Annotated in this window: 20 protein-coding genes and 1 tRNA gene; 13 read left to right on the forward strand and 8 right to left on the reverse strand. The window is 61.3% G+C overall.

Going from position 1 to position 23,705, the window contains the following annotated elements:
- Positions 1-82 precede the first annotated feature (82 nt).
- Complete coding sequence (locus DW661_RS06350; protein ID WP_117800476.1) at positions 83-625, forward strand: histidine phosphatase family protein; 543 nt, start codon at positions 83-85, stop codon at positions 623-625.
- 17 nt (positions 626-642) lie between these two features.
- Positions 643-1,278 carry a histidine phosphatase family protein gene (locus tag DW661_RS06355; protein WP_117800477.1) on the forward strand — a complete coding sequence of 212 codons (636 nt, stop codon included), beginning with the start codon at positions 643-645 and terminating at the stop codon, positions 1,276-1,278.
- 129 nt (positions 1,279-1,407) lie between these two features.
- On the opposite strand, the gene DW661_RS06360 is transcribed toward DW661_RS06355, so the two are convergent.
- Both DW661_RS06360 and DW661_RS06365 read right to left on the reverse strand, forming a co-directional pair.
- Complete coding sequence (locus tag DW661_RS06360) at positions 1,408-2,097, reverse strand: DUF1015 family protein (protein WP_118935063.1); 690 nt, start codon at positions 2,095-2,097, stop codon at positions 1,408-1,410.
- 39 nt (positions 2,098-2,136) lie between these two features.
- On the reverse strand, positions 2,137-3,357 hold the full coding sequence (locus tag DW661_RS06365; protein WP_118935065.1) for a M20 family metallopeptidase: 1,221 nt from the start codon (positions 3,355-3,357) through the stop codon (positions 2,137-2,139).
- A gap of 223 nt (positions 3,358-3,580) precedes the next feature.
- Here DW661_RS06365 and DW661_RS06370 point away from each other — a divergent pair, with 223 nt between their 5' ends.
- Positions 3,581-4,561 (forward strand): hypothetical protein, encoded by a 981-nt coding sequence (locus DW661_RS06370; protein WP_147356433.1) that lies wholly within the window; start codon positions 3,581-3,583, stop codon positions 4,559-4,561.
- A 347-nt stretch (positions 4,562-4,908) separates the two neighbouring features.
- On the opposite strand, the gene DW661_RS06375 is transcribed toward DW661_RS06370, so the two are convergent.
- The 3 genes from DW661_RS06375 to DW661_RS06385 all read right to left on the reverse strand — a co-directional run bounded on the left by DW661_RS06375 (position 4,909) and on the right by DW661_RS06385 (position 9,094).
- The gene (locus DW661_RS06375; RefSeq protein ID WP_118935069.1) at positions 4,909-6,072 is read right to left on the reverse strand and encodes a phosphoglycerate dehydrogenase; all 1,164 of its coding nucleotides are present in this window, start codon (positions 6,070-6,072) and stop codon (positions 4,909-4,911) included.
- Between the two features lie 69 nt (positions 6,073-6,141).
- Complete coding sequence (gene serC / locus DW661_RS06380; RefSeq protein ID WP_118935071.1) at positions 6,142-7,266, reverse strand: 3-phosphoserine/phosphohydroxythreonine transaminase; 1,125 nt, start codon at positions 7,264-7,266, stop codon at positions 6,142-6,144.
- Positions 7,267-7,492: 226 nt separating this feature from the next.
- Entirely contained in the window at positions 7,493-9,094 is a 1,602-nt protein-coding gene (locus DW661_RS06385) for a potassium/proton antiporter (RefSeq protein WP_117800444.1), read from the reverse strand.
- Between the two features lie 253 nt (positions 9,095-9,347).
- Between DW661_RS06385 and DW661_RS06395 the strand changes: the two genes are divergently transcribed.
- Positions 9,348-10,187 carry a metallophosphoesterase family protein gene (locus DW661_RS06395; RefSeq protein WP_118935073.1) on the forward strand — a complete coding sequence of 280 codons (840 nt, stop codon included), beginning with the start codon at positions 9,348-9,350 and terminating at the stop codon, positions 10,185-10,187.
- A gap of 314 nt (positions 10,188-10,501) precedes the next feature.
- Here DW661_RS06395 and DW661_RS06400 read toward each other — a convergent pair whose 3' ends face one another.
- Entirely contained in the window at positions 10,502-12,076 is a 1,575-nt protein-coding gene (locus DW661_RS06400) for a lipopolysaccharide biosynthesis protein (protein ID WP_233539936.1), read from the reverse strand.
- A gap of 379 nt (positions 12,077-12,455) precedes the next feature.
- On the opposite strand from DW661_RS06400, the gene pckA reads away from it, so the two are divergent.
- The 5 genes from pckA (at position 12,456) to DW661_RS06425 (ending at position 17,070) form a co-directional block, all read left to right on the forward strand.
- A complete protein-coding gene (gene pckA, locus DW661_RS06405; RefSeq protein WP_199584860.1) occupies positions 12,456-14,126 on the forward strand; it encodes a phosphoenolpyruvate carboxykinase (ATP) in 1,671 nt (556 codons plus the stop codon).
- A 227-nt stretch (positions 14,127-14,353) separates the two neighbouring features.
- On the forward strand, positions 14,354-15,073 hold the full coding sequence (locus DW661_RS06410; protein ID WP_117758343.1) for a B3/4 domain-containing protein: 720 nt from the start codon (positions 14,354-14,356) through the stop codon (positions 15,071-15,073).
- A gap of 173 nt (positions 15,074-15,246) precedes the next feature.
- Positions 15,247-15,696, forward strand: coding sequence for a MarR family winged helix-turn-helix transcriptional regulator (locus tag DW661_RS06415; protein WP_022093866.1), 450 nt, complete (start codon positions 15,247-15,249; stop codon positions 15,694-15,696).
- Between the two features lie 119 nt (positions 15,697-15,815).
- Complete coding sequence (locus tag DW661_RS06420; protein WP_117641033.1) at positions 15,816-16,670, forward strand: DegV family protein; 855 nt, start codon at positions 15,816-15,818, stop codon at positions 16,668-16,670.
- Between the two features lie 79 nt (positions 16,671-16,749).
- Complete coding sequence (locus tag DW661_RS06425; RefSeq protein ID WP_118935075.1) at positions 16,750-17,070, forward strand: MGMT family protein; 321 nt, start codon at positions 16,750-16,752, stop codon at positions 17,068-17,070.
- A gap of 384 nt (positions 17,071-17,454) precedes the next feature.
- Here the strand turns inward: DW661_RS06425 and trpS are convergent, their stop codons facing one another.
- Positions 17,455-18,504: a tryptophan--tRNA ligase gene (gene trpS / locus DW661_RS06430; RefSeq protein WP_089572045.1), complete on the reverse strand. Its 1,050-nt coding sequence runs from the start codon at positions 18,502-18,504 to the stop codon at positions 17,455-17,457.
- 161 nt (positions 18,505-18,665) lie between these two features.
- On the reverse strand, positions 18,666-19,865 hold the full coding sequence (locus DW661_RS06435) for an MraY family glycosyltransferase (RefSeq protein WP_117646362.1): 1,200 nt from the start codon (positions 19,863-19,865) through the stop codon (positions 18,666-18,668).
- 524 nt (positions 19,866-20,389) lie between these two features.
- Here DW661_RS06435 and DW661_RS06440 point away from each other — a divergent pair.
- The 4 genes from DW661_RS06440 (at position 20,390) to DW661_RS06455 (ending at position 23,690) form a co-directional block, all read left to right on the forward strand.
- On the forward strand, positions 20,390-21,328 hold the full coding sequence (locus tag DW661_RS06440; protein ID WP_118935077.1) for a radical SAM protein: 939 nt from the start codon (positions 20,390-20,392) through the stop codon (positions 21,326-21,328).
- 194 nt (positions 21,329-21,522) lie between these two features.
- Positions 21,523-21,595 (forward strand) — tRNA-Ala (locus DW661_RS06445).
- 64 nt (positions 21,596-21,659) lie between these two features.
- The gene (locus DW661_RS06450; protein ID WP_118935079.1) at positions 21,660-22,100 is read left to right on the forward strand and encodes a hypothetical protein; all 441 of its coding nucleotides are present in this window, start codon (positions 21,660-21,662) and stop codon (positions 22,098-22,100) included.
- An 84-nt stretch (positions 22,101-22,184) separates the two neighbouring features.
- Complete coding sequence (locus DW661_RS06455; RefSeq protein WP_118935081.1) at positions 22,185-23,690, forward strand: nicotinate phosphoribosyltransferase; 1,506 nt, start codon at positions 22,185-22,187, stop codon at positions 23,688-23,690.
- The last annotated feature ends 15 nt before the right edge of the window (positions 23,691-23,705 follow it).

The following is a 23,705-nucleotide window of genomic DNA, read 5'->3' on the forward strand; positions in this document are numbered from 1 at the left end:
TGAGCGTCGCCGCGGTGCAATCCGGCGGCAAAATCACCACAAAGGCTCCTGTCCCCTTTGTGGTGGTACGAGGGGAGGGTGTGTGGCAGATCTGTATTTGGTGCGGCATGGGCAGACTGAGCTCAATGTGCAGAGCATTTTGCAGGGCTGGCACGATTCGCCGCTTACGACGCGCGGGCGCGAGCAGGCGCTGACGGCGCGTACGGCGTTTGCGGCGCGTGGCGTGGTCTTTGATCATGTGTATTCCTCGCCGTTGGGCCGGGCGCGGCATACGGCCGAGCTTATCGTTGGCGAGGGCCGTTCCATTGAGCTGGTCGATGACCTGCGTGAGTGGCATTTTGGCTCGTTGGAGGGCACATCAAATCGCGAGATGCCGCCGCAGCCCTGGGGTGATTATCCGGTGGCCTTTGGCGGCGAGTCGGAAGTGCAGCTTCAGTCGCGCATGGTCGCGGCGCTGTCCCGCATCATGGCCAGGCCGCAGCACGACTGCGTGCTGGCGGTTTCCCACGGCTCAGCCTGCCAGGAGTTTCTTGAGTATGTGACTGGCGGGGGAGAGCTACCCGACAACGGTGCCGTGCTTCATTTTGGCTATTGCGACGGGGCGTTTTCGCTCTTGGGTTGGTAACGAACGAAAGGACCCCTATGAATAAAGATCTGTATCTGGTCCGTCATGGACAGACGATATTCAACCTTAAGCGTATCATTCAGGGGTGGAGTGACTCGCCGCTCACACAGCTGGGCTGCGATCAGGCGGCGCGTGCCGGCATGTTCTTGCGTGCGCGCGGCATTGAGCCCGACCACGCCTACACCTCTACGCTGCACCGCACCGAACAGACCATCGCCAACCTGTGGTCGGGCATGACGTACGAGCGCCTGGACGGCCTGCGTGAGTGGTTCTTTGGCGACTTTGAGGCCGAGCGCGTGATGCTTATGCCCGAGCGCCCGTGGCGCGACTTCTATCGGCAGTTTGGCGGCGAGGGCCAGATCCAGGTGCGCACGCGCATGGTGGCGACGCTGACCGATCTTATGCAGCGTCCGGACCATACGTGCGTGCTCGCGGTGAGCCACGGGTCGGCCATCAAGGAGTTTTTGGACCACGTGCGGGGCGCGGCGGCCGACGAGCGCGAACGCGTGCCGGGCAACTGCTCAGTGCTGCATTTTGCGTTTGACGATGCGGCCGATACGTTTGAACTGGTCGAAGTCTTTACGCAGGAAGACTACGCGCGCGAGCTGGGGCTAGAGCCGCTCGTGGCGGCGGCAGGTCCGCAGCGTGGATAACGCTGACGTTGCGGCCCGGTTTACCGGCGTAATTGTTTGATGCGAAAAGGGCGGAGGTGCATGCGTTTGCTGCATCTCCGCCCCTTGTTTGTTTGGATGCTGGGTTTTCCAGCTTAGCGTTTGAGTTCGCTAGAACCGTGAGACCTGGTGAGTGAGCAGACCCGTCGGAACCTGCGGCGCGCTGCCGCTGACCTGCGCGGCGGGGAACAGCACGGCTACAGCAAAGTTGAACGGCTCTTTGCCAGAGTAGGCGCCGGCAGCGCGGGCCTCGTCGGCCAGAATCTGCGATGCCCCAGCCAGTGCGGCGACATAGGCGGAGTCACCGGCGAACACCGGGTCGGGCGCCTGATCGAGCATAGCGCGGATGGCCCCGACGGCGTCCTCGCGCTTGACCTCCCACGCGCGGTGCGTAATGCCCGCGGGGTCGGTGACGGCGTAGAGCGACGCGCCCTCTTTGGCGGCGCCCAAGATGATATCCATGACGGGCGAGGCCTCGTAGGCGAGCGACACGGGGCGTGGCTGCACCTTGAGCTCGGCGATCGCGCGCGCGGCGGCGAGTGCGTCGACGCTCTCGGCGGCAGCCTCGTCGCTACCCGTCAGCACGTTAACCGGGCAGATTGCCACGACACCCGTCACACGTCCCGGCTCGCCCGAGCATTCGTACACGTAATACGCCGCACCCGGGTCTTTGAGCATCAGACCATCGGCAATGGCTCCGCGCAGGGCGTCGTTGCCGCTCAGGATGCTGCCCATTGCAGGCAGCGCCTCGAGCACGCGGTCCTGAGCCGGGCGGATGCAGGGAAACGGAAGTGCTTTCATGGGCGGTCCTAACGAGCGAGTCGGTTTGTTCGCGGCTTATTATGCCCCAACTTGGCTGCTCGCGTCCCAGAGCGTGTTGTCGGCAAGCGCGATCAGCACTTGCTGACAACGAACGATATCGGCGTGGGGCACATATTCGTTGGGCTTGTGCGCGAGCGCGAGCGACCCGGGACCGTAGCTCATGCAATTGCGGTTGCCTGTCTTGCTGGCAATGACGGCGGTGTCGGTGTAGCCGGTAAAGAAGCCGACGGTCGTGTCCGCGTCCGTCACGTCATCGGCGGCACGCTTGAGCGCTGCTAGAAGGGGAGAGTTCGGGTCGCGCTCGATGGCGGGGCGGTCGCCCGTCACGGTGTAGCTGCCATGGCAACCGGGAACGGCGGCTTCGGCGACGGCGATGGTCTGCTCTACCATGCGCGTCGCGGCGGCCGTATCGGTCGGCGGGGTCAGACGCATGTCGACCCAGACTTTGGCGCGGTCGGGCACGACATAGGGGCGATATCCGCCCTCGATTTGGCCAAACGTGATGGTCGAAGACCCCAGCTCATCGTGCGCGGGCAGCGCCACAAACGCGCGACGGAGCGAACACACGACCTCGGCCATGGCGGCGACGGCATCCGCGCCCTTCCAGGGCTGGCTCGCATGCGCCGTCACGCCAGCCATTTCAATCTCGAACCACGTGCGTCCCTTGTGCGCCACCTGGATCTGTCCGTCGGTGGGCTCGGTGTCCAGCACCCATTCACGCGAGCCGACCCAGCCGGCATCGATCGCGGTCTCTGAGCCGCGCATAAAGTCTTCCTCGTCGACCGAGCAGATGAGCGAAAAGCCGCGGCGGGGCAGCTCGCCTTCTGCCGCCACGCGCTCGAGCGTATGGACCAGTGCGGCAATGGCGCAGGCCAGGCCACCCTTCATATCGCAGGCACCGCGGCCATAGAGTTTATCGTCACGCACGATTGCCCCGAGCGGCGGAATGCCTGCGTCCCAGCCGTCGCCCAAGGTGACGGTATCCATGTGGCAGATATAGACCAGCCGCGGCTCGTCGCTTTGGCCCGGCACGGTGACTTTAAGGTTGCGGCGCCCGGGCAGCACTTCGAGCTCCTCAATCTGCACGGCATCGAGCGCAGAACTATCAAGTTGTGCCAGCTGCTGCTCAATGAGCCTCTTAATGAAGCGCTCAATTTCATCCTCATACGCGCCCGGGTCTGAGCTGTCGATCCGCACGAGTCCTTGCGTAAGCCGCCAGGCAAAGTCCTCATCAACCATATGCAACCTCACAATCAGTTTGCTTTCCAAACCGATTGTAAGCCTCCTGAGAGATCCGCGACGTGGGCGTGGCAGTATTTACCGTTCGCAGGCCGAGCCAGCGCGTTTGCCGTCCGAGCGGGTTCACAAGCGACGCAGCGGGTACGTACCCTTCATGGACGACATGCTGTGCGACATATCTGCCTTTCGGTATCACCGGATACCTCCACAGGTCTTGGCAATAATGCCGGACCTGCCCGATTCTGCGGACGATCCGCGCAGGGAGCACCTATGTGAGCATCCGCTCGTCACGCATTTCCTGGGCACCCCGTTACACGTGTTGGCGCAGGGCAGCTGCGGACGTAAGGGCGATCGCATTGTCAGGCATGTTTGGAACGGGGAGAGGCCGTTTGATTCCGTGCGGCAGACGGAGTTTGGCCTCGATGTTGCGTCCCCACTCTTTACCCTGCTGACCCTGGCTTCCTCGGTCTCAAACGAGCGTCTAATCATGTGCATGTATGAGATGTGCGGCACCTTTGCCGTGTGCAAGATTGCACCTCAGGTAAAGTCGGCACTTGAGCAGGCATACGGGGGCCGGTGGGGTGACGCACGGTCGGGCTGGGAAAACGTAAAGGATGTCTCGGGGAATCCAACGGACTTGTGGAAACGACCTCCCTTGATCGAGCTCTCTGAGCTTACAGAGTTCGTCGATAAGGTCCGGGGGCTCCGCGGCGCTAAAACGTTCATACGAGCCGCGAAATGCATTACGGGGGTGGCAGCATCGCCGCTCGAGGTCCAGGCTTCGATGCTGTTTGGCCTTACGAGGTTGCGCGGCGGCGAAGGGCTGAGCCTTACCAATAACGTTGAGATTCGTATGACGCGCAGCGCCCGCCTGATTTCGGGGCTTGATAGGCGCTATGCCGATATCCTGCTGGCAAATAAGGACGGCAGCCGAGAGTGTCTGGTTGAATGCCAGGGTAAAGCCATTCACGGATCCATTGAATCCAAGATTTCGGACTCCGATCGAACGACGGCCTTGCAAGCCATGGGATATCCCGTCGTTCTGATGACCTATGGTCAGCTGGCCGACTTCGATGCCTTCCGCGTGGTGATGGAGCTCATCATGTCCTATCTCGATGTGCCGCTGAAAGACAAGACGCCGCGACAGCAGGAGCTCGAACGGCGGCTTCGTGAGGAGATTTTTATCGATTGGGCGGGAATGTAGTCGCGCGGTGGGTAAACGGTAGCGCGAGCTAGAGTTCTGGTCGCAAAAAGGCTTCAATTTTGCCTTGGAGGGACCCTAAAAATGCTATCTAGAATAAGTTGTTTCGGAAAATAGACAGTCAACTTACATTCGGCACATAGAGACCGATTTTTACCTACTAAAGTCCCTGATAAAGCTGTTTATCAAAGCGGGCGTGCTTAGCGACTGGAGCCTCACTATCGATTATCTGAAAAAACTTGTTCTGGGTATCATTTTAAAGTCGTCCGGAGCAACAAAATCGCCCCCCGTTTCGTGAAAACGGGGGGCGAATGGGCTTCGTGGTCTGTCTGGCAGGTTTGGCGCCGGCGCTACTTAATCACGCGCACGCGATACATCGACGGAATCTGCTTGAGCGCCTCGATCGTGCTGCCGTCCAGGTGCTCATCGGTGTCGAACATGGTGTAGGCGTTCTCGCCAGCGGACTCGTTGGTCATGCGCTGCACATTGGCGTTGTCCTTGGCGAGAATGGCCGTGATCTGGCCGATCATGTTGGGCACGTTGGCATGCAGGCAGGCAATGCGGCTTGCGGCGCGCGCCTTGCCCATGCTGCAGGCGGGGTAGTTGACGCTGTGCGCGATGTTGCCGTTTTCCAGGTAATCCTTGAGCTCGCTGATGGCCATGTCGGCGCAGTTGGCCTCGGCCTCGCCGGTGCCGGCGCCCGAATGCGTGGTGATAAACGTATTGGGCATCTTGACGGTCTTGGGCGTGGCAAAGTCGCAGCTAAACCAGCTGAGCTTGCCCTCGCGCAGGGCGGCGTCGACGGCGTCCTCGTCAATGATGGTCTCGCGCGCGTAGTTGATGAGCACGGCGTCGGGCGCCAGCAGGTTAATCTGCTCGGTGCTGATCATACCGATGGTGTCGGCCTTGCTGGGCACGTGCACGGTGAGGTAGTCGCAGCCGCGGCACAGATCCTCGAGCGTGCCCACGCGCTGCACCTCGCGGCTCAGCACCCACGCGTGCTCGACGGAAATGAACGGATCGTAGCCGTAAACGTCCATGCCCAGGTCGACACAGGCGTTGGCGACCTTGGAGCCCACGTTGCCCAGACCGATGACACCGATGCGCTTGCCCTTGAGCTCGCGGCCCACAAAGGCCTTCTTGGCCTTTTCGGCATCGACCTGAATCTCGGGGTCGTCGGCGTTGTTGCGCACCCAGTTCATCGACTGCACGACGCCGCGGCTCGAAAGCACCAGCATGCCCAGGACGAGCTCCTTGACGGCGTTGCTGTTGGCACCGGGGGAGTTAAAGACGACGACGCCCTTCTTGGCGTATTCCTCGACGGGAATGTTGTTGACGCCGGCGCCGCAGCGGGCGATGGCGCGAATGCCCTCGGGCAGCTCGTAGCCGTGCAGGTCGGTCGAGCGCATCAGGATGGCGTCGGCCTCCTCGGCGGTGGCCACAAACTCGTAGCCCTCGCCAAACTCAACCTTGCCGTCTTTGGTGATGTCGTCGATGGTCTTAATCTTACGCATGGAAAACTCCTTAGCAGGTTTGTTGTAAACAGATGGTTTGAAGTGGCTGGTCGGCCCGCGCGTTGCGGGCTAGTTAGATCGCGGACTCAAACTATGCTGTGCTTCGAAGTCCTTCATGTATGTGGCCAGTGCCTGCACGTCCTCCATGGTGACGGCGTTGTACACGCTGGCGCGCATGCCGCCGACGAGGCGATGACCCTTGACGTTTTGAATCTGGTGCTCGGCCGCGCCTGCGACAAAGGCGGCGTCGAGGTCGGCATCGCCGGTGCGGAACGTGACGTTGGCGATGGAGCGGCTGTCGGCCTGCGTGGTGCCATGGAACAGTTCGCTTTGCTCGAGCAAGTCATAGAGCAGGTTGGCTTTGGCCCAGTTGCGCTCGGCCATGGCGGCAAGTCCGCCGGTCTGCTCAACCCAACGGAACACCTTGCCGCACACGTAGATGCCAAAGGTGTTGGGCGTGTTGAGCATGGAGTCCTTGGCGGCTTGGGTCTTAAGGTCCATGTACTGCGGCGTCTGCGCATAGGCCGGGCCTTCGGCGATAAGGTCGTCGCGCACGATGACCACGGTCACGCCCGCGGCGCCGGCGTTTTTCTGCGCGCCGGCGTAGATGAGCCCGTAGCGCTCAACGTCGAGCGGCTGCGACAGAAAGCAGCTCGAGACATCGGCGACCAGCGGCACGTCGCCGCAAGCGGGCAGCTCGTGGTACATGGTGCCAAAGATGGTGTTGTTCTGGCAGATGTAGACGTAGTCGAGCCCGTCGCCCGTGGCCTCGGCGGCAATGCGCGCGTTGACGTCGGCCATGGTGGGAATGCGGTCGAAATTGGTGTCCTCGGAGCTCGCGAGCAGCACGGCCTCGCCGTACTTGGCGGCTTCTTTGTATGCCTTGTTGGCAAAGTTGCCGGTCACGATGTAGCTGGCGCGGCCGCGGCGCATGAGGTTCATGGGGATGCCCGCAAACTGCAGCGTGGCGCCGCCCTGCAAAAACAGGACACGGTAGTTGTCGGGGATGCTCAGCAGGCGACGCAGGGTTGCCTCGGAGTCGTCGATGATCTGCTGGTACATGCTAGATCGATGGCTCATCTCGAGCACGGACATGCCGCAACCGCGGTAGTCCATCATCTCGTCGGCGATCTCGGCGAGCACGCTGGTGGGCAGTGCGGCCGGGCCTGCTGAGAAGTTGTGCACACGCGCCATCTTCTAAGTCCCCTCGTAGTCGTTTGAACGTTCGGGATACTTTAGCACAGTGGAGCGCCAGGCGCGACCGCATCACGGTAAAACTCGAGTGCGCCGCTATGATTTACAGGATGGTTACATGGGGGAGGGGTGCTTTACTCCTCGGGCAAATCCAAATCTGCGAGCGAAGGCATGAGGTTCTCTAGGCGCTTGATTTCTTCGTCGCAAATTAGCTAACCCCTGGTCACTACGACGCCAGCGTGGCGATGACGGCTTCGTCGCCGGCGTATATTAGGGTGTCGCCGTCGGGGATGATCGTTTGGCCTTCGCGCTTGAGCATCACCACGATAAACGGGTGCTTGCCCTGCGGCACGTCGCGCAGGCGCTGACCGGCCAGGCGACCGTGGGGCGTCACGGTGACCTCGCGCAGCGTAACCTCGGCACGCTCTTCGAACGTTGGGGCTGCCATCACCAGAAGGTCGCCTTCCTCGATGACGGTATCGCCGTTGGGCAGTACCGGGTGCGCCCCGTCGCGCAGCACCAAGACCACGAGCATGTCCGTCGCGCTGCCAATATCGGCGAGCGAGCGCCCGGCAAACGGATGGCCAGCGCCCACCTTGAGCTTTACAAACGACATGCCGTCCTCGTCGCGGTAGTCGTTAAAGGTGCGGCGTACGTCGCCGGCCGCATCGATCATATCGAGTTTCTTCGCCACCGCCGGCAGTAGCGAACCCTGCACCACAATGCTCGATACGGCAATCACAAACACCAGGTCAAACAGGTCGTGACCGCCGGGAACGCCGGCTACCACGGCAAAGAGGCTAAAGACGACCGAAGCCGCGCCGCGCAAGCCCGCCCAGCTTACGAGTGCAACCTGGCGAGGGTTCGTCTTAAAGGGCGCTAGGAGCACGCCGACGGCGATGGGGCGGCTCACGAAGAGCATGAACGCCATGAGCGCCAGGCCCGGCAGCAGCATCTGCGGCAGGCGTGCGGGCGTTACGAGCAGGCCGAGCAAGAAGAAGATGGTCATCTCTGCCATCTCGGTGAGGGTGTCGAAGAAGTGCGCCATCTCGACCTTACCGGTGATGTCGCTTGCGCCCAGCACAATGCCTGCAAGGTATACGGCCAAAAAGCCGTTGCCGCCCAGGTAGCTCGGCAGCGCGTAGGCGACGATGGCCACGGCGAACAAGAAGATGGTCTGCGCGCCCTCGGCCGTTGCGTGCGCTCGATCAATCAGGCGGCCCGCCGCCCAGCCGATGGCAAGGCCCAGGCCCGCGCCCAGGATAATCTGCTTGGCCAGCAGTGCGGGAATGTTGATGTCGCCGCCGGCCGCGAGTGTGGCGAGCACGGCGGTGAGCATGTAGGCGACGGGGTCGTTGGAGCCCGATTCGACCTCGAGCAGCGAGTCGGTGCCGCCCCTCAGCGAAAGGCTGTGCTCGCGCAGAACGCTAAAGACGCTGGCCGCGTCGGTGGACGCCACGACCGATCCCAGCAGCAGGCCGCCGATCCAGTCGAAGCCCAGTACAAAGTGCGCGAACACGCCGGTAATGCCGGCAGTGATGACGACGCCGAGCGTGCTCAGCAGCACCGCAGGCGCGGCGACGGGCTTGGCACGGTCGATGTTGGTGTTAAAACCGCCGTAGAACATGATGAACAGCAGCGCCGTGCTGCAGACGGTTTCGGTGAGCGCGTAGTCGCTAAAGTCGATGTGAGCCGGCCCGTTGACGCCCAACAGCATGCCGAGCGCGATAAAGATGAGCAGGGTGGGGAAGGGGAGTTTTTTGCCGACGGGCTTGATGGTCAGGCACAGAATAATAACGAGGCCGATAAAGAGAAGGATCTGGTTCATGGATGGTGTCCGCTCCTGGGTGGTTGGCGTGGCACGGTCAGTTGTCTGCGGTTATTTGTACCCAAAGATGGTGGGTTTATGGGGTTGGATTGCGGGCGTGCGCGATATCGTCATAGACGGCTGCCGTCTTTGCCTCTGCTCGGAAACCCTTTCCAGCTTTATTGCAACGGAGTACAATGGGTAACATTTAAGTTCAACTTGAAGTTTTAGTTGCGGTTCCGGGCTTCGGTCGCAAGGTAGGGAAAGGCGTTCCATGGCGATCTATGTGACATCTGATGCTCACGGACACGTGCATGCGCTTGACGAGGCCCTGTCTAAGATCTCGTTGACGTCCGACGACACGCTGTACGTGCTGGGCGACATGATCGATCGCGGGCCCGATCCGGTCGGCGTTATTAAGTTCGTGCGCTCGCTGCCTAACGCCCGCGTTCTCAAGGGCAATCACGAGCAGATCATGCTCGATGCCATCATTGGCCAGGATCCGCTCGATGCCGAGACCTGGGATATCAACGGTGGCTGGACGACGCGCGAGCAGCTCAACGACATGGAATTTGAGGCATACGAGGAGCTCGTGCGATGGATGGCCGCGCTGCCGCTCTACGCGGTGGCCGAGACCAAGGAGCGCCCGTATCTGCTGGTACATGCTGGAATCGAGATGAAGGCGGCGCGCGCGTTTTTACTTGAGCATGGCGTCGATTGTGCCGATGGCGTCGGAGCGGTGGGTGCCGATCGCGAGCTGCTGCAGCAGATGCTCGCGGTGCAGTCGTCCGATGACCTACTGTGGATTCGTCACGGCTATTGGGATGCGCCGACGGGACTGCTTTCTGCCGAGGGCGAGGGCCCGGTCGTGGTGAGCGGCCACACGCCCACGGTGTCGCTTGGGCGCTATTGCGAGGTTGGCGGCCTGGCGGGGCTCGATGAGGAGTCGGGCCGCGGGCAGATTGTGCGCCTGGGTGGCGAGGATACCGCCGGCGTGCCCGATCGCATCGATATCGACTGCGCCGCCGCCACCGGCTCCGAGTTCGGCCGCGTCGGTATCCTGCGGCTCGATGATGGGGCGGAGTTCTACGCGAACATCAACCCGGGCGAATAACGGGTGCAAGGGGTAGCTAATTTGGGAAGGGTTTTTGACTACTTTTGCCCTTCTGCCCGCTAATTGATTTCTCTGGGACGGGGATTAAATAATCATTTGGCTGCCCGCTGGCTAAGTGAGTAGACTTTTTTGGAAATGCCGAGCACCCAACATATTTGCCTCAATAAAACCGCAGGTCACAGACTTGTGCTCTGTCGGTGTGGTCAGGGATTCGGTAAAAATCTACTCACTTAGTTTTACGTGATGCATATTGTCTTCAACGAGGCTCCAGCCGGGGCGATTCCATCGCAAATTCCGGTGACCGGGGCAGCTAATTAGGCGCCGTAGGGGTTGCGGTCGCGCTCGATGCGTTGGCGGATGTGGGCGTATTCGATAATCAGCAGCACCAGGAGTAGGGCCATGATGGCTAGGTAGCTCACCACGGCGCCCATCAGACCCAGCAGGTTGATCAGGATCACCGGCAGCACTACGCTTACGGCGAAGCAGATCAGGTAGATTTTGGTGACGTCGCCGGCATGGCGCAGCACCGTGATGATGGCGTAGAGAAAGTCGATGGCCGCGGTGACGCCGCCGGCGACAACCATCAGCAGTGCCAGCGTGCGGTAGCGCTCAAAATTGAGGCCGTACATGAAGCTCATGAGGGGAATACCGGGACCTGCCATAAATGCGGCGCACACGCTGGTGATGACCACGATCAGTGCCATAACGGCAACAATAATCAGGTCAAAGCGACGACGCTTGCGAGGATTAGCCCAAATGCTCGACAAACGCAGAAGCTGCGGTTTATAGATAAATCCAATGCTCAACAAAATAGCCTGCGCCGGAAAGAACAGGGCATTAAAGTACAGCTGATACTTGTAGGCCAGCGTGCCTTCCATCACGAACTTGGGCATGCTCTCGATAAGGTTGAACAGGAACAGCGCGCCAAAAAGCGGGGCGCACTGGATAAACAGGTGACCGACCTCGCGCAGGCTCACGCGGCGCGATTTTTCGGTTTCGAGCAGGGCGAGCGGCGCGGTGACCAGAACGAGCGAGGCGATCGCGGTAACACCCATGGCCATGGCGGCGATGGGCATGCTGCGCGTGAGGAACAGTACCACGCTAAAGACCGCGATGACGCCGACGGATCGTAGCGTTTGGCTCATGCCGGCCAGGTAGAGTTTGTCGGCCTGCTGCAGGCGGCCCTCGTACACGTCGGCAATGCCGTCGATCACCTTATACAGGTAGACGCCCAGGCCGATTGTGGCCATCTGCGCATCGTAGCCGCGGGCGCTGCTGTATACCAGGCCGCATGCCAGCGCGAGCGCTCCGCAGATCAAGCGGTTGAGCTGGTAAGAGGCAAAGGACGTCTTTTCGTCGATATCCGAGACCTGGAAATTGCGCACGCCGTAGTTGCACGCGATCATGATGAGCGTGCCGGTGACAAAGGCGATGGAGAATTTGCCAGCCTCCTCGGCGCCCACGAGCTGTGTGGACACGATGGTGAGCAACGGAAACGCCATGCCCCACACGGCGGTGCCCAGGGTATTCCAAAGGTAGTCGCGACGGGTGGCGTGATCTTCGTACTCGGCTTCTTGCGTGGAGAAGCCGCCGCCGTAGACGGCTCCGAGCAGGCGGTTCCACCAGGCATTGACCATGCGGTGGATGGGGCCGGGCTGGCGATCGCGCTCGCGGCGACGGCGTGTGGCCTGGCTGCTGTCGGGACCGCCGGCGTTACGCTGGCTTAGCTCTTGGATTCGTGCGAGCTCCTCGGCGGTGTGCGATGCGGGGAACAGGCCGTTCTCGATGCGTCCGCCCTGCCCGTGCGCCCCGTCCGATACGGTGGGGTCGGCGACGCCATTGCGGCGGGCGATGGCGCGACGAATGCTATCGATGGGCGTGATGCTCAAAGCGGAGTCCTTTCTATTGCTGCGCTCTAGTATAGACGCGACGGTGTTCGTTCGTGTTTTTGAACAGGTTGTTCGATAATTTCGGCGGCGCCATTCAGTAGACGGCACTTAGGGACGCTCTTTTTGTGCCGGCACTTTGGGAACGTCCCTAAGTGCCGGCATCCGGGGACGCTCCTTGGTTGTTGCCTGTTCAAGAGTGTCCCCAACGATTAGTCGTTTAAAAACGTCCCCAATGACTAGGCCGCTTGCCTGCGATTTTTGACCGTTGGGCGGGCTTGCCGCCCTTGCCGCAAAAACGTTTTTGCATATCGGGTACAACGGGCTTTACGTGAGTAAAGTGCGCGTCGTGTCCTCGTGTCGCGTTTTTAAAGGAGGCCCCATGCCTGGTGTTACCCCTGCAGATGTTTTGTCCAACTTTGGTATTACGCTGGTCGTAGATCCCGCCGAGAATCAGCCCCGTCTGCTGGTCGATCTACCCGCCGCGGAGCTCGTCGAGCACGCCATCCGTCGCAACGAAGGTCGTATGGCCTCCAACGGCGCGCTGGTGATCGAGACGGGGGAGCGCACTGGCCGCTCGCCTAATGACCGCTTTATCGTTGACACCCCCGATGTTCACGACAAGATTGCCTGGGGTGCCGTCAACCGCCCGCTGTCTGTCGAGAGCTACGAGGCCATCAAGGCCGGCATCGTCGACTATCTCAACGAGCGCGACGTGTTCGTCACTCGCGGTATGGCCGGTGCCGACCGCAACCATACGCGTCGTCTGCTTGTCGCCTGCGAGCGTGCCAGCCAGGCGCTCTTTATTAAGCAGATGCTCGCCCGCCCGCTTGCCCGTGAAATCGCACGCACCGGCGAGCCGGACTTCTGTGTGCTCGCCGCGCCGGGCTACCAGTGCGATCCCGCCATCAAGGGCCTCAACTCCAGCGCCGCCGTGGTCATTAACTTCCAGGAGCGCGTGATTCTGGTCGCCGGCACCGGCTACTCCGGCGAGATCAAAAAGTCCATTTTCAGCGTCATGAATTACCTGCTGCCCGTCGAGGACGACGTGCTGCCCATGCACTGCTCGGCCAGTATGGATCCCGTCACGCACGAGACCGCCGTGTTCTTTGGCCTGTCCGGCACCGGCAAGACCACGCTTTCGGCCAATCCCACGCGCCTGCTGATCGGCGACGACGAGCACGGCTGGTCTGACATGGGCATCTTTAACATCGAGGGTGGCTGCTACGCCAAATGCGAGGGCCTGGACGCCTTCCACGAGCCCGAGATCTTCAACGCTGTCCGCTTTGGCGCGATCTGCGAAAACGTGGTGCTCGACGAGAACCGCAAGCCCAACTACGACGACATCTCGATCACGCACAACACGCGCGTGGCATACCCTGTGGAGCACATTCCCAACGCGTGGACCAAGGGCATGGGCACCACTCCGAGCGTCGTGCTGTTTTTGACCTGCGACGCCTTTGGCGTGCTGCCGCCCATCTCGCGCCTGACGGCCGACGCCGCCATGTATCACTTTGTGACGGGCTTTACGGCCAAGATCCCCGGCACCGAGGTCGGCGTCACCGAGCCCACGCCCACGTTCTCTTCGCTGTTTGGCGAGCCGTTTATGCCGCTCGACCCCATGGTCTATGCCAAGATGCTCGGTGAGCGCATCGCCGACGGCCGCACGCGTGTGTACCTGGTCAACACCGGCTGGATCGGCGGCGGCTACGGCGTGGGTCATCGCATCGAGCTTGCCTACACGCGCGCCCTGGTGGCCCGCGCCCTCGACGGTACCATCGAGGACAGCGAGTTCGTGCACGACGACATCTTTAACGTCGACATTCCCACCACGTGCCACGGCGTACCCGACGGCATCCTGGTGCCGCGCCAGTATTGGCAGAGCACCGCTCGCTACGACGAGGCCGCGCACAACTTGGCCGTGATGTTCGAGGAGAACTTCGAGAAGAAGTACTCGCACCTGCCCGAATCCGTCAAGGCCGCCGGTCCGCACGCTCAGGTGCACGCCGACGCCCGTCATCGCGGCCACGGCCTGCTGGGACTTCGCCACTAGCGTCGCCTCAGACCCAAAACCATCATAAAGGGGACAGGCACCTTTGTGGTGGTTTTACTCGCGCGGATGACTCGGGTTATAATACGCCTAACATATCGCTCCCTTCTCCGGATGGGGGCAGCGTAAGCGCTCTTGTGGCGGCACCGTAGGACTTTGAAGGTGGCCGTCGTAAGGGCGCTTTTTGTTTAGGCACCCGGGCTCGGGCGCATGCTATGAAGGGAGAGCACATGAAGAGTTTCGTTGCCGAGGATTCGTTTTGGGAGCTATTTCCGCAGGCGGCTGTCGGTGTTGTGGTCGTAAAGGGCATGAAGCCCGCGGCTCAGATTCCTCAAGAGGACGTGGACGCGATTGCGGCGTTGCTCGACCGCGCCAATATCGACGCGGAGCGTCATCTGACCAGCGATACTATCAGCGAGAATGCGCCGGTTAAGGCATGGCGCGAGGCATATCGCCTATTCAAGACCAAGAAGGGCGCGCGTTGCTCAATTGAGAACCTGCTCAAACGCGTGCTCAAAGGCAAGCCGGTGGGCCACATTACGCCCGCGGTGGACATTTACAACACGGTGTCGCTGACCTACGCGTTACCCGTAGGCGGCGAGGATTTGCATGCGATCGAGGGAGACCTTCGCTTGAAGGTGACCGACGGCGGCGACGCGTTCCTGCCGCTTGGCGAGGAAGCGGATGACCCGACGCTGTCCGGCGAGCTGGCCTACGTCGATGATGCGGGCGCCGTGTGCCGCTGCTGGAACTGGCGCGACGGCGTTCGAACGGCCCTGTCCGACGATTCGGCGGACGCGTTCCTGGCGATTGAGTGCGTAGAGCCCGAGCGAATGGGGGACTGCCAGGCCGCCATCGATCGTCTTGCCGATTTGCTCGAGCGCTATCTGGGAGCGACGGTTGTCGTTAAGACGCTTGTGACCCGCGACAATCCCTGCGTGGAACTGTAACGACGCCTGCGGATCATGTTCGCCGGTCAAAACCACCACAAAGGTGCCTGTCCCCTTTGTGGTGGTTTTTATGTTGATGGGTTAACAAATGGGATATTTGGGTATGGGTGTTGCCTCGTGCGGCTAAGATGTTTACCCGTTAGCATCATGTAAGCGAAAGGCGGTCGTCTCCCATGCAGCAGAACGACGAGACACGTTTCGAGGACTTTGTCGGACTGATCAGCGGGCTCTACAAGGAGATCCAGCGCATTAAGACATCCGAGGGCGCAAGGCTGGGCCTCAAGGGCTCCGACGTTATGTGCCTGTACTATCTTGAGCGCAGCAAGGACGGCCTGACTGGCGCTGACCTGGCTCGCATGGCAGGCGTGACCCGTGCCGCCGTCTCGCGCACGCTCGCGCATCTGGAGGAGGGCGGCTACGTCGAGGTCGACGACTCGGGTGATGCGGCCGTTAAGTATCGTGCCCCGGTGCGCCTGACCGCTCTGGGCGGCGAGAGCATGAGCGAGGCGGACCGCATCATTCGCGAGGTGCTCGACACCACCGGTAAGGCTATGGGTGTGGAGCAGCGCGAGCAGATGTATGCGTCGCTGCGTACGATTCTCAACACCCTGCGTGAGATCTAAGGCCGCCAAGGCATTTGCTTCCCATTAAAAACTGCATAGTCCCGTTTGAGCGCGTATGCCGTGCCGGGGCATTGCTGTCAAAATTCCCCGCGCGGGACCTGCGCAAGAAAGGATTCGTTATGTCCGTCCGCATTATTACCGATTCCGCAAGCGATATGTCGCCGGCGGAGCACCCCGCTCTGCGTGTTCTGCCGCTGTCCGTCACCTTTGGCACCGATGTGTATATGGATGGCGTCGACATCGATCACCAGCGCTTTTACGAGATGCTTGTGGAGCGCGATGAGCTGCCCAAGACCGGTCAGGTCAACCCGTACGCCTTTTCGCAGGCGATTGCCGAAGCGCGTGAGGCCGGCGATGAGGCCGTGATTATTACCGTGGGCGCCAAGCTCTCGGGCACCAACCAGAGTGCTCGTACGGCACTTGCCGAGGCGCCGGGCGGCGACATGTTCGTCGTGGACAGCAATAACGTGACCTTGGGCGAGCGCGTGCTGGTCGAGTATGCGCTGCGCCTGGTGGACGAGGGCCAGGGCGCGGCTCAGGTTGCGGCGGCTGTCGAGGCCGTGCGCGACCGCGTGGTCGTCATCGGCCTGCTCGAGACGCTGGAGTACCTGGTGCGCGGCGGTCGCCTGTCTGCTGCGGCCGGTGCCGTGGGTACGCTGCTCAACGTAAAGCCCGTGGTGGCTGCCGAGGACGGTCTGATCGTGCAGCTGGGCAAGGCGCGCGGTTCCAAGAACGGACGTAACCTGCTCAACCAGAAGGTCGAAAAGGCGGGCGGCATCGACTTTTCCATGCCGCTGGCGCTCGGCTATACGGGCCTTTCGGATGCGGTGCTCAAGAAGTATATCGAGGACAGCGCGGCACTGTGGGCTGGCCACACCGAGGGCGAACTGCCCGTTCACACCATCGGCGCCACCATCGGCACCCATGTAGGCCCCGGCGCCGTAGCCGTAGCCTTCTTCCAGCCCGTTAACTAGCCCACCTGCCAAAACCACCACAAAGGGGACAGGCACCTTTGTGGTGGTTTATGCTATTCCGGTTGGAAGGGAGCGAGCAATGGCGTCTGAGGGCTTTTTTGAGCGGGTGTACGAGGTGGTCGAGCAGATTCCCGAGGGGATGGTCGCCACCTACGGTCAGGTGGCGCTGCTCGCCGGTCGTCCGCGGAGTGCGCGGTACGTGGGGTATGCCCTGCATAGCAATCCGCGCCCTGGTCAGATTCCCTGCCATCGTGTGGTGTTTGCCGATGGCCGCATTTGCGAGGGCTTTGCGTTTGGCGGCCCCGATGCTCAACGTGAGCTTTTGCTAGGGGAGGGTGTGGCGTTTAAGGATGACATGCACGTCGACTTGGCCGTCTGTCGCTGGCCAGTGGGGCTCTAGCGGCTCTGCCGTGGCGAAAACCACCACAAAGGTGCCTGTCCCCTTTGTGGTGGTTTAGTTTACTGGGGCTAACTTATGGAGAAGCTATGGCGGGCGATATTGATGCAGCAAAGTAAACCACGGTGAACTATATTGGTTTCAGCAACGGAGCAGGCAATAGGCGATGAAAAAGCCTGCCCTGTTGAGTTTGATTCGCATTCCTCCCCTCTGTGCGATTCAACGGTGTACTTCGGGAACAGGCCCGCTGGCAACTAACTGCCAGCGGGCCTGTTCCTGTTTGTCGGGGGAGTGCAATGGGCAGAGCCGAACCGGTCGGGCACCAAAAAAGGCGGACGCCGTAGCGCCCGCCCTATAGCAATCGAAAGTTCTAGCCAGCAGATCGATCTAGTACACCATGCCCATGGCGTCCTGAACCTCGGCCAGGGTCTGCTCGGCAATCTCGTTGGCGCGACGGTTGCCCTCGTGCAGCACGTCCTTCACATAGTCCAGATCGTTCTCATAGCGCTGACGACGCTCGCGGATCGGCGCGAAGTACTCGTTGACGGCCTCGGTCACGTACTTCTTGAGCTGGCCGGAGCCGCCCATGCCAATCTCCTCGGCAATCTCGACCTCGGAACGGCCAGTGCAGATGGCGGCGGTTGAAAGCAGGCCGGACACGCCGGGGCGGTTCTCGGGATCGAACGTGATCATGCGCTCAGAGTCGGTCTGGCTCTTCTTGATGCGTTTGGCCGTCTCCTCGGCGGTCATCGAAATATTGATGGCGTTGCCGTAGCTCTTGCTCATCTTGCGACCGTCCAGGCCGGGCAGCAGCGGGGTCTCGGACAGCAGCGCGTCGACCTCGGGGAACACCTTGCCGTAACGGTTGTTAAAGCGGCGGGCGATGGTGCGGGTGAGCTCGATGTGCGGCAGCTGGTCGCGACCGACGGGCACCACATTGCCCTTGCAGAACAGGATGTCGCAGGCCTGGTGCACCGGGTAGGTGAGCAGAAGGCCGGTGAGCTCGTGGCCCGAGGCCTCCATCTCGGCCTTGACCGTGGGGTTGCGCGCCAGCTCGGCCTCGGAGACCAGCGACAGGAACGGCAGCATGAGCTGGTTTGCGGCGGGTACGGCGGAGTGCGCGTAGATCATGGTCTTGTCGGGGTCGATGCCGCAGGCAAGGTAGTCCATGACCATGTTGTACACGTTGTCCTGGATGTGCTCGGTCGTATCGCGGTCAGTGATGACTTGGTAGTCGGCGATGAGCACGTTGGTCTTGGCGCCCATGTTCTGCAGCTCAACACGGCCCTTGAGGGTGCCGAAGTAGTGACCCAGGTGCAGACGGCCGGTGGGGCGGTCGCCGGTGAGCATGGTGAACTTCTCGGGCGTTTTGGCCAGGCCCTCGCGAATGGCGTTGCTCTTTTGCAGCGCGACTTCGTAGCTGTTCTCGTTTGGCATGATTGCTCCTAACGTATGTTCATGGGTCAAGATGATAACGCGTTTATTGGAGGGTCGGGGCGTAAGTACGCGAGGGGCGGGAGAGCGGCGGCATGTGCGATGGGCGCGGCGTGGCTGCGCGTTTGGCCGGCGGCGCCTGGGCGCATCCTCGGCAGCTTACCCTAGCGCCTGTGGTGGCGCTCCTCCCTGCGTTCTTCTGCCGCCTGCTCCTCCTGCTTAAAGGCGGGATCGTCGGGGGTGACGAGCTCGTCCTCGTGCGTGCGCTTGTTGTAATGGTGGCGCAGCACGGGCTCAAACAGGTGCAGGTGCTTGGCAAAGGCCGCCGAGCCAATGGCGAGCACGGTAAAGATGAGCACGCGCATGGGCACCTCGACCTGGTTAATCGCGGCGGCGCCGGCCGAAAGCATGATGCACCAGGCGTAGATGAGGAGCACTGCCTGCTTTTGGTTGTAGCCCTCTTGGATCAGGCGGTGGTGGATGTGGCCCTTGTCGGCCTGCCCGATGCTAATGTGGGCGCGCTTGCGGCGCACGATGGCGCTAAACGTGTCGATGATGGGCACGCCGGCAACGATGAGCGGGATGATAAGCGAGGTGAGCGCGGCGGTGCGGCTCACGTTGAGCAGCGAGATGGAGCCCAGTGCAAAGCCCAGAAGCAACGACCCCGAGTCGCCCAAGAAGATGCTTGCGGGGTTGAAGTTGTAGCGCAAAAAGGCCAGGCAAGCGCCAAAGAGCGCAATGGAGAGCGCGGCGGCGTCGATGCGGCCCGAGAGAACGGCCATCGAAAACATGGTGAACGACGCGATGCCGCAGATGCCCGTGGCCAAGCCGTCGAGGCCGTCGATGAGGTTAATGATGTTGGTGAATGCCACCAGATAGATCACGGTGATGGGGTAGGCGAGCCATCCGAGCATGATCTCGCCGGGGGCAAACGGGTTGACGATGACGCCGATCCGCAGGCCGCCGATACAGGCGATAAGCGCGGCGAGGACCTGTCCGGCTAGCTTTTGCTTGGGCTTGAGCTGGAAGACGTCGTCGATAGCGCCGGTCGCAAAGATGACGGTAAAAGAAAGCGCAAGTATGGGGTAGCTGATGTGCAGACGGGGGTGGGGCACCAAAACGGGCGGCCAACCCAGGTACCAGGTGCCTAGGATTTGCACAATACAGGCAACGACCAGGCCCAAAAACACCGCCGTTCCGCCCAAACGCGGGATGGGCTTGGTGTTGATGCGGCGCTTAGAAGGATAGTCGACGGCGTCGAGCTTAATTGCCAAGCGCTTGACCAGGGGCACCGTGAGGAAGGTCGTGATAAAGGCCGCCGCTGCCACGCATAGATACGGTATGTAGCTCGGGGATGAAGCCATGAATCTAAAAACCGCCAAGCGTCGAAGGAAAAGGTCAAAGGTTGCTAAGCGCAAAGGGCATAGCCGAACCATGATACTCGACCAAGGGGGGTGCATGGAATTGCACGCAGCGATAATCACGCGCTTACCAGATATTGGGATGTTGTCGATGGATTGTTGGGATACCGGCGGGGATCCATATGGGCTGTAATGGTGGTTTTCGGCAAATAAAAACCACCCCCCACGTTACGAAAATGAACCCACCTAAAACAGGTGGGTGCCCTCATCGACTGTTCCAGCGTCCTTAACAACGAAGGATACCTGTACTAGGTACGACTGTGTGGGCTCCCTAAATAAACGCGACGGTTCACCCAGTTGCTCCGCGGGGGGCGGAATACCTACATCATAAAGCGGCACTTTGTCGATTCCAGTCTTGACATTATAAAAAACGTGTCGGACGATTACGGCGCCTTGGGCTCGAGCCGTCTGTGCGGTTGGTCCCTTTACGTTTGAGCTGCTGAATCATTGTTTTGGAGCATGTTTTTATGCCGACGTCGTTGACCGAACTTTTTTCGCCCGCCTGCCATTTGTGTCCGCGCCGTTGCGGTGCGGCGCGCGACGAGGGCGCGCGTGGCGTGTGCGGCGCCGACAACACGCTTAAGGTCGCCCGCGCGGCGCTCCATATGTGGGAGGAGCCGCCCATTTCGGGCGAGGCCGGCTCGGGTACGATTTTCTTTAGCGGCTGTTCGCTCAAATGTATCTACTGCCAAAACCACGAGATCTCGACGGGCAATTTTGGCCTTGAGATTTCGCCTGAGCGCCTGGTCGAGATTATGCTGGAACTGCAGGACCAGGGTGCCAACAACATCAATTTGGTGACTGCGACGCACTATGCACACCTGTTGCCTGCCGCGATTGCCGCGGCACGGACGCGCGGGCTGGTCATCCCGATCGTCTACAACACGAGTGGTTACGAGCGCGCGAGTGCCGTGGCGGCGCTGGGCGACCTGGTCGACGTGTGGCTTACGGATTTTAAATATGCCGATGCCGGGCTTGCGCAGTCGCTTTCTCATATTAAGGACTACCCGCGCGTGGCCGTGTCGGGTCTGGCCCAGATGGCGCGCGAGATCGATCGCCGCGGGGGAGAGCTGGTGGATGAGGGCGGGCTCATGAAGCGCGGCATCATCGTGCGCCACCTGGTGCTGCCGGGGCATGCGGATGACTCGTGCCGCGTGTTAGACCTGGTGTGGCAGACGGTGGGCGACGTGCCGATCTCGGTCATGAACCAGTACACGCCCAATGCGCTCATGCGCGAGCAGGGCGGCGACCTGGCACGTGCCGTGACGCGCGAGGAGTACGAGCAGGTGCTCGACCATGCCGACGACCTGGGCTTTACGACGATGTTTTGGCAAGAAGGCGGCGCGGTAGACGAGAGCTTTACCCCGGCGTTCGACACCACCGGCGTCCTCACCAGCGCAAAGTAGCGCGTTCGCCGATGATTTTTCTGGGACGGGGATTAAAAAATCATTCGGTACACAATGTTTTTTTAATCCCCGTCCCAGAAAAATCATCGAGAGGATCGCCTGCTCGAAAAGTTGTCAAAATAGCCGTGCCCCAAAAAGACTGATTATTGGTCGTTGACAGTTGGCGAGCCGTAGGTAAAATATCAACTTGTCCTGGGGACGTAGCTCAGTTGGGAGAGCGCTGCCGTCGCATGGCAGAGGCCGAGGGTTCGACTCCCTTCGTCTCCACCCTTGGATTTGATAAGCCGCTGACATTGTGTCGGCGGCTTTTTTTAAAAGAAAGGGCTGTACCATGGCCGAGCTTGAGTCCCAACCACTGTCTGCCGAGGAACGCGTCGAGTTGGAAGAGCTCCGCGCCGAGAAAGCTCGTCGCGAGGCCCAGGAAGAGGCACGCCGCGAGCGTGAGGAGCTGGCCGCCCTGCGTGCCGAGCGTGCGAAGGCCGAGGAGGCTGCTGCGAAGGGCGCATCCGAGCCCAAGCCCGCCGCCGCGAAGCCCGCGCCCGCCGCACCTAAACCTCAGCCTAAAAAGACCGCTCGTCCCAAGTTCGTCGATCCTAAGCCGAGCCGTGACGAGATGAGCTTTGCCCAGCGCATGGTTACCTCCAAGGAGCCTACGGGCGAGAACGAGATCCCTGGCATGGCGCCGGCTCAAAAAATCATCATTGTCCTTGCCCTCATCGCGTTTGTCATCTTTATGGGCTACACGATCCTGACCAGCATGGGCCTGCTCTAGCCGATTCGCGCCGGGTGTCATGCCCGAACACTCTGCCCTTCTCCAACCCTCAACCTCTGCACAACGCATCCGAAAGGTCGCCCCATGGCTTTGACCGACATCTCGCATCCCACCGACATCGCAATGCTCACTGATCTGTACGAACTCACTATGGCCCAGGGCCTGTGGGAGAGCGGCAAGGCCAATGAGCAGGGTTGCTTTACGGCGTTTTACCGCGACCATCCCTTCGGCAGCGCGTATGCCGTCATGTGCGGCACCGCCGAGCTGCCCGAGCTTGTCGAGAATCTGCGCTTTACGCCCGAGGATATCGACTACCTCGCCTCACTTCAGGCCCCGGCCGGCGGCGCGATGTTCAAGCCTGCATTCCTCGACTACCTGCGCAACTTCCGCGCGCATGTAAACATCGACGCCGTGCCCGAGGGCGAGCTCGTCTTTCCGCGCGAGCCCATGGTTCGCGTCACCGGCCCCGCGCTGGAGTGCCAGCTGCTCGAGACGGCGCTGCTCAACATCGTTGGGTTCCAGACGCTTGTCGCCACCAAGACGGCGCGCGTGGTGCTGGCGGCGGACGGCCGTCCCGTTGCCGAGTTTGGCCTGCGCCGCGCTCAGGGTCCCGATGGCGGCTTGGCCGTCGCGCGCGCGAGCTACGTTGCCGGCTGCTCCTCTACGTCCAATGTGCTCGCCGGCCGCCGCTACGGTATTCCCGTCTTTGGCACGCATGCGCACAGCTGGGTGATGAGCTTCGATTCCGAGCTCGAGGCCTTCCGCGCCTTTGCCAAGTCGAGCCCCAAGAACTGCACGCTGCTCATCGACACCTATGACGTGCGCGAGGGCTGTGAACATGCCATTACGGTTGCCAAGGAGATGGAAGCGGTGGGCGAGCGCCTGTCGGCCATTCGCATCGACTCCGGCGACCTCGCCAAGCTCTCAAAGTATGTGCGCGGCCGTTTTGATGCCGAGGGCCTGCCCTATGTGGGGATCTCGGTTTCTAACGATTTGGATGAGTACACGATTCAGTCGCTGCTCGACCAGGGCGCGCCCATCGACAGCTTTGGCGTGGGCACCAAACTCGCGACCTGCTACGATCAGCCTGCGCTGGGCGGCGTGTACAAGCTTTCGGCCCGTCGTGCGAGCGACGCGGAGCCGTGGACGCCGGTGGTGAAGCTTTCCGAGCAGCCCTACAAGCGCACGATCCCCGGCGTGCAGCGCGTACGACGCTATTACGACGGCTTTGGCGGCCCGGTTTGCGACATGATTTATGACGAGGACCATCTGGCAGGGGAGGGCGTCGCGCGCGGCAATACCCTTGTGGCCGTGAACGATGCCGCCCTGGTGACCGACGTGTCCGAACTTGAGTATCGCGAGCTGCTGGTGCCGATCGTGCGCGATGGCAGTGCGGTGGCTCCGCGTGAGAGCATCCAGGACGCGCGCGAGCGCTGTGCTTGGGCGCTCGACCATCTGGACGCAGCTTTCAAGCGCTTCCTGTACCCGCAGACCTATGTGGTGGGTATGGAGCAGGGCCTGGCTCAGGTGCGCGACGAGCTCGTGCGCAAGAACATGGCCGCGGCCTCTGCCTTTCCCTGGGCTCACTAATTCCTTGGGCGGTAG

The sequence above is a fragment of the Collinsella sp. AM24-1 genome, assembly GCF_003470325.1.
Classification (GTDB): Bacteria; Actinomycetota; Coriobacteriia; order Coriobacteriales; family Coriobacteriaceae; genus Collinsella.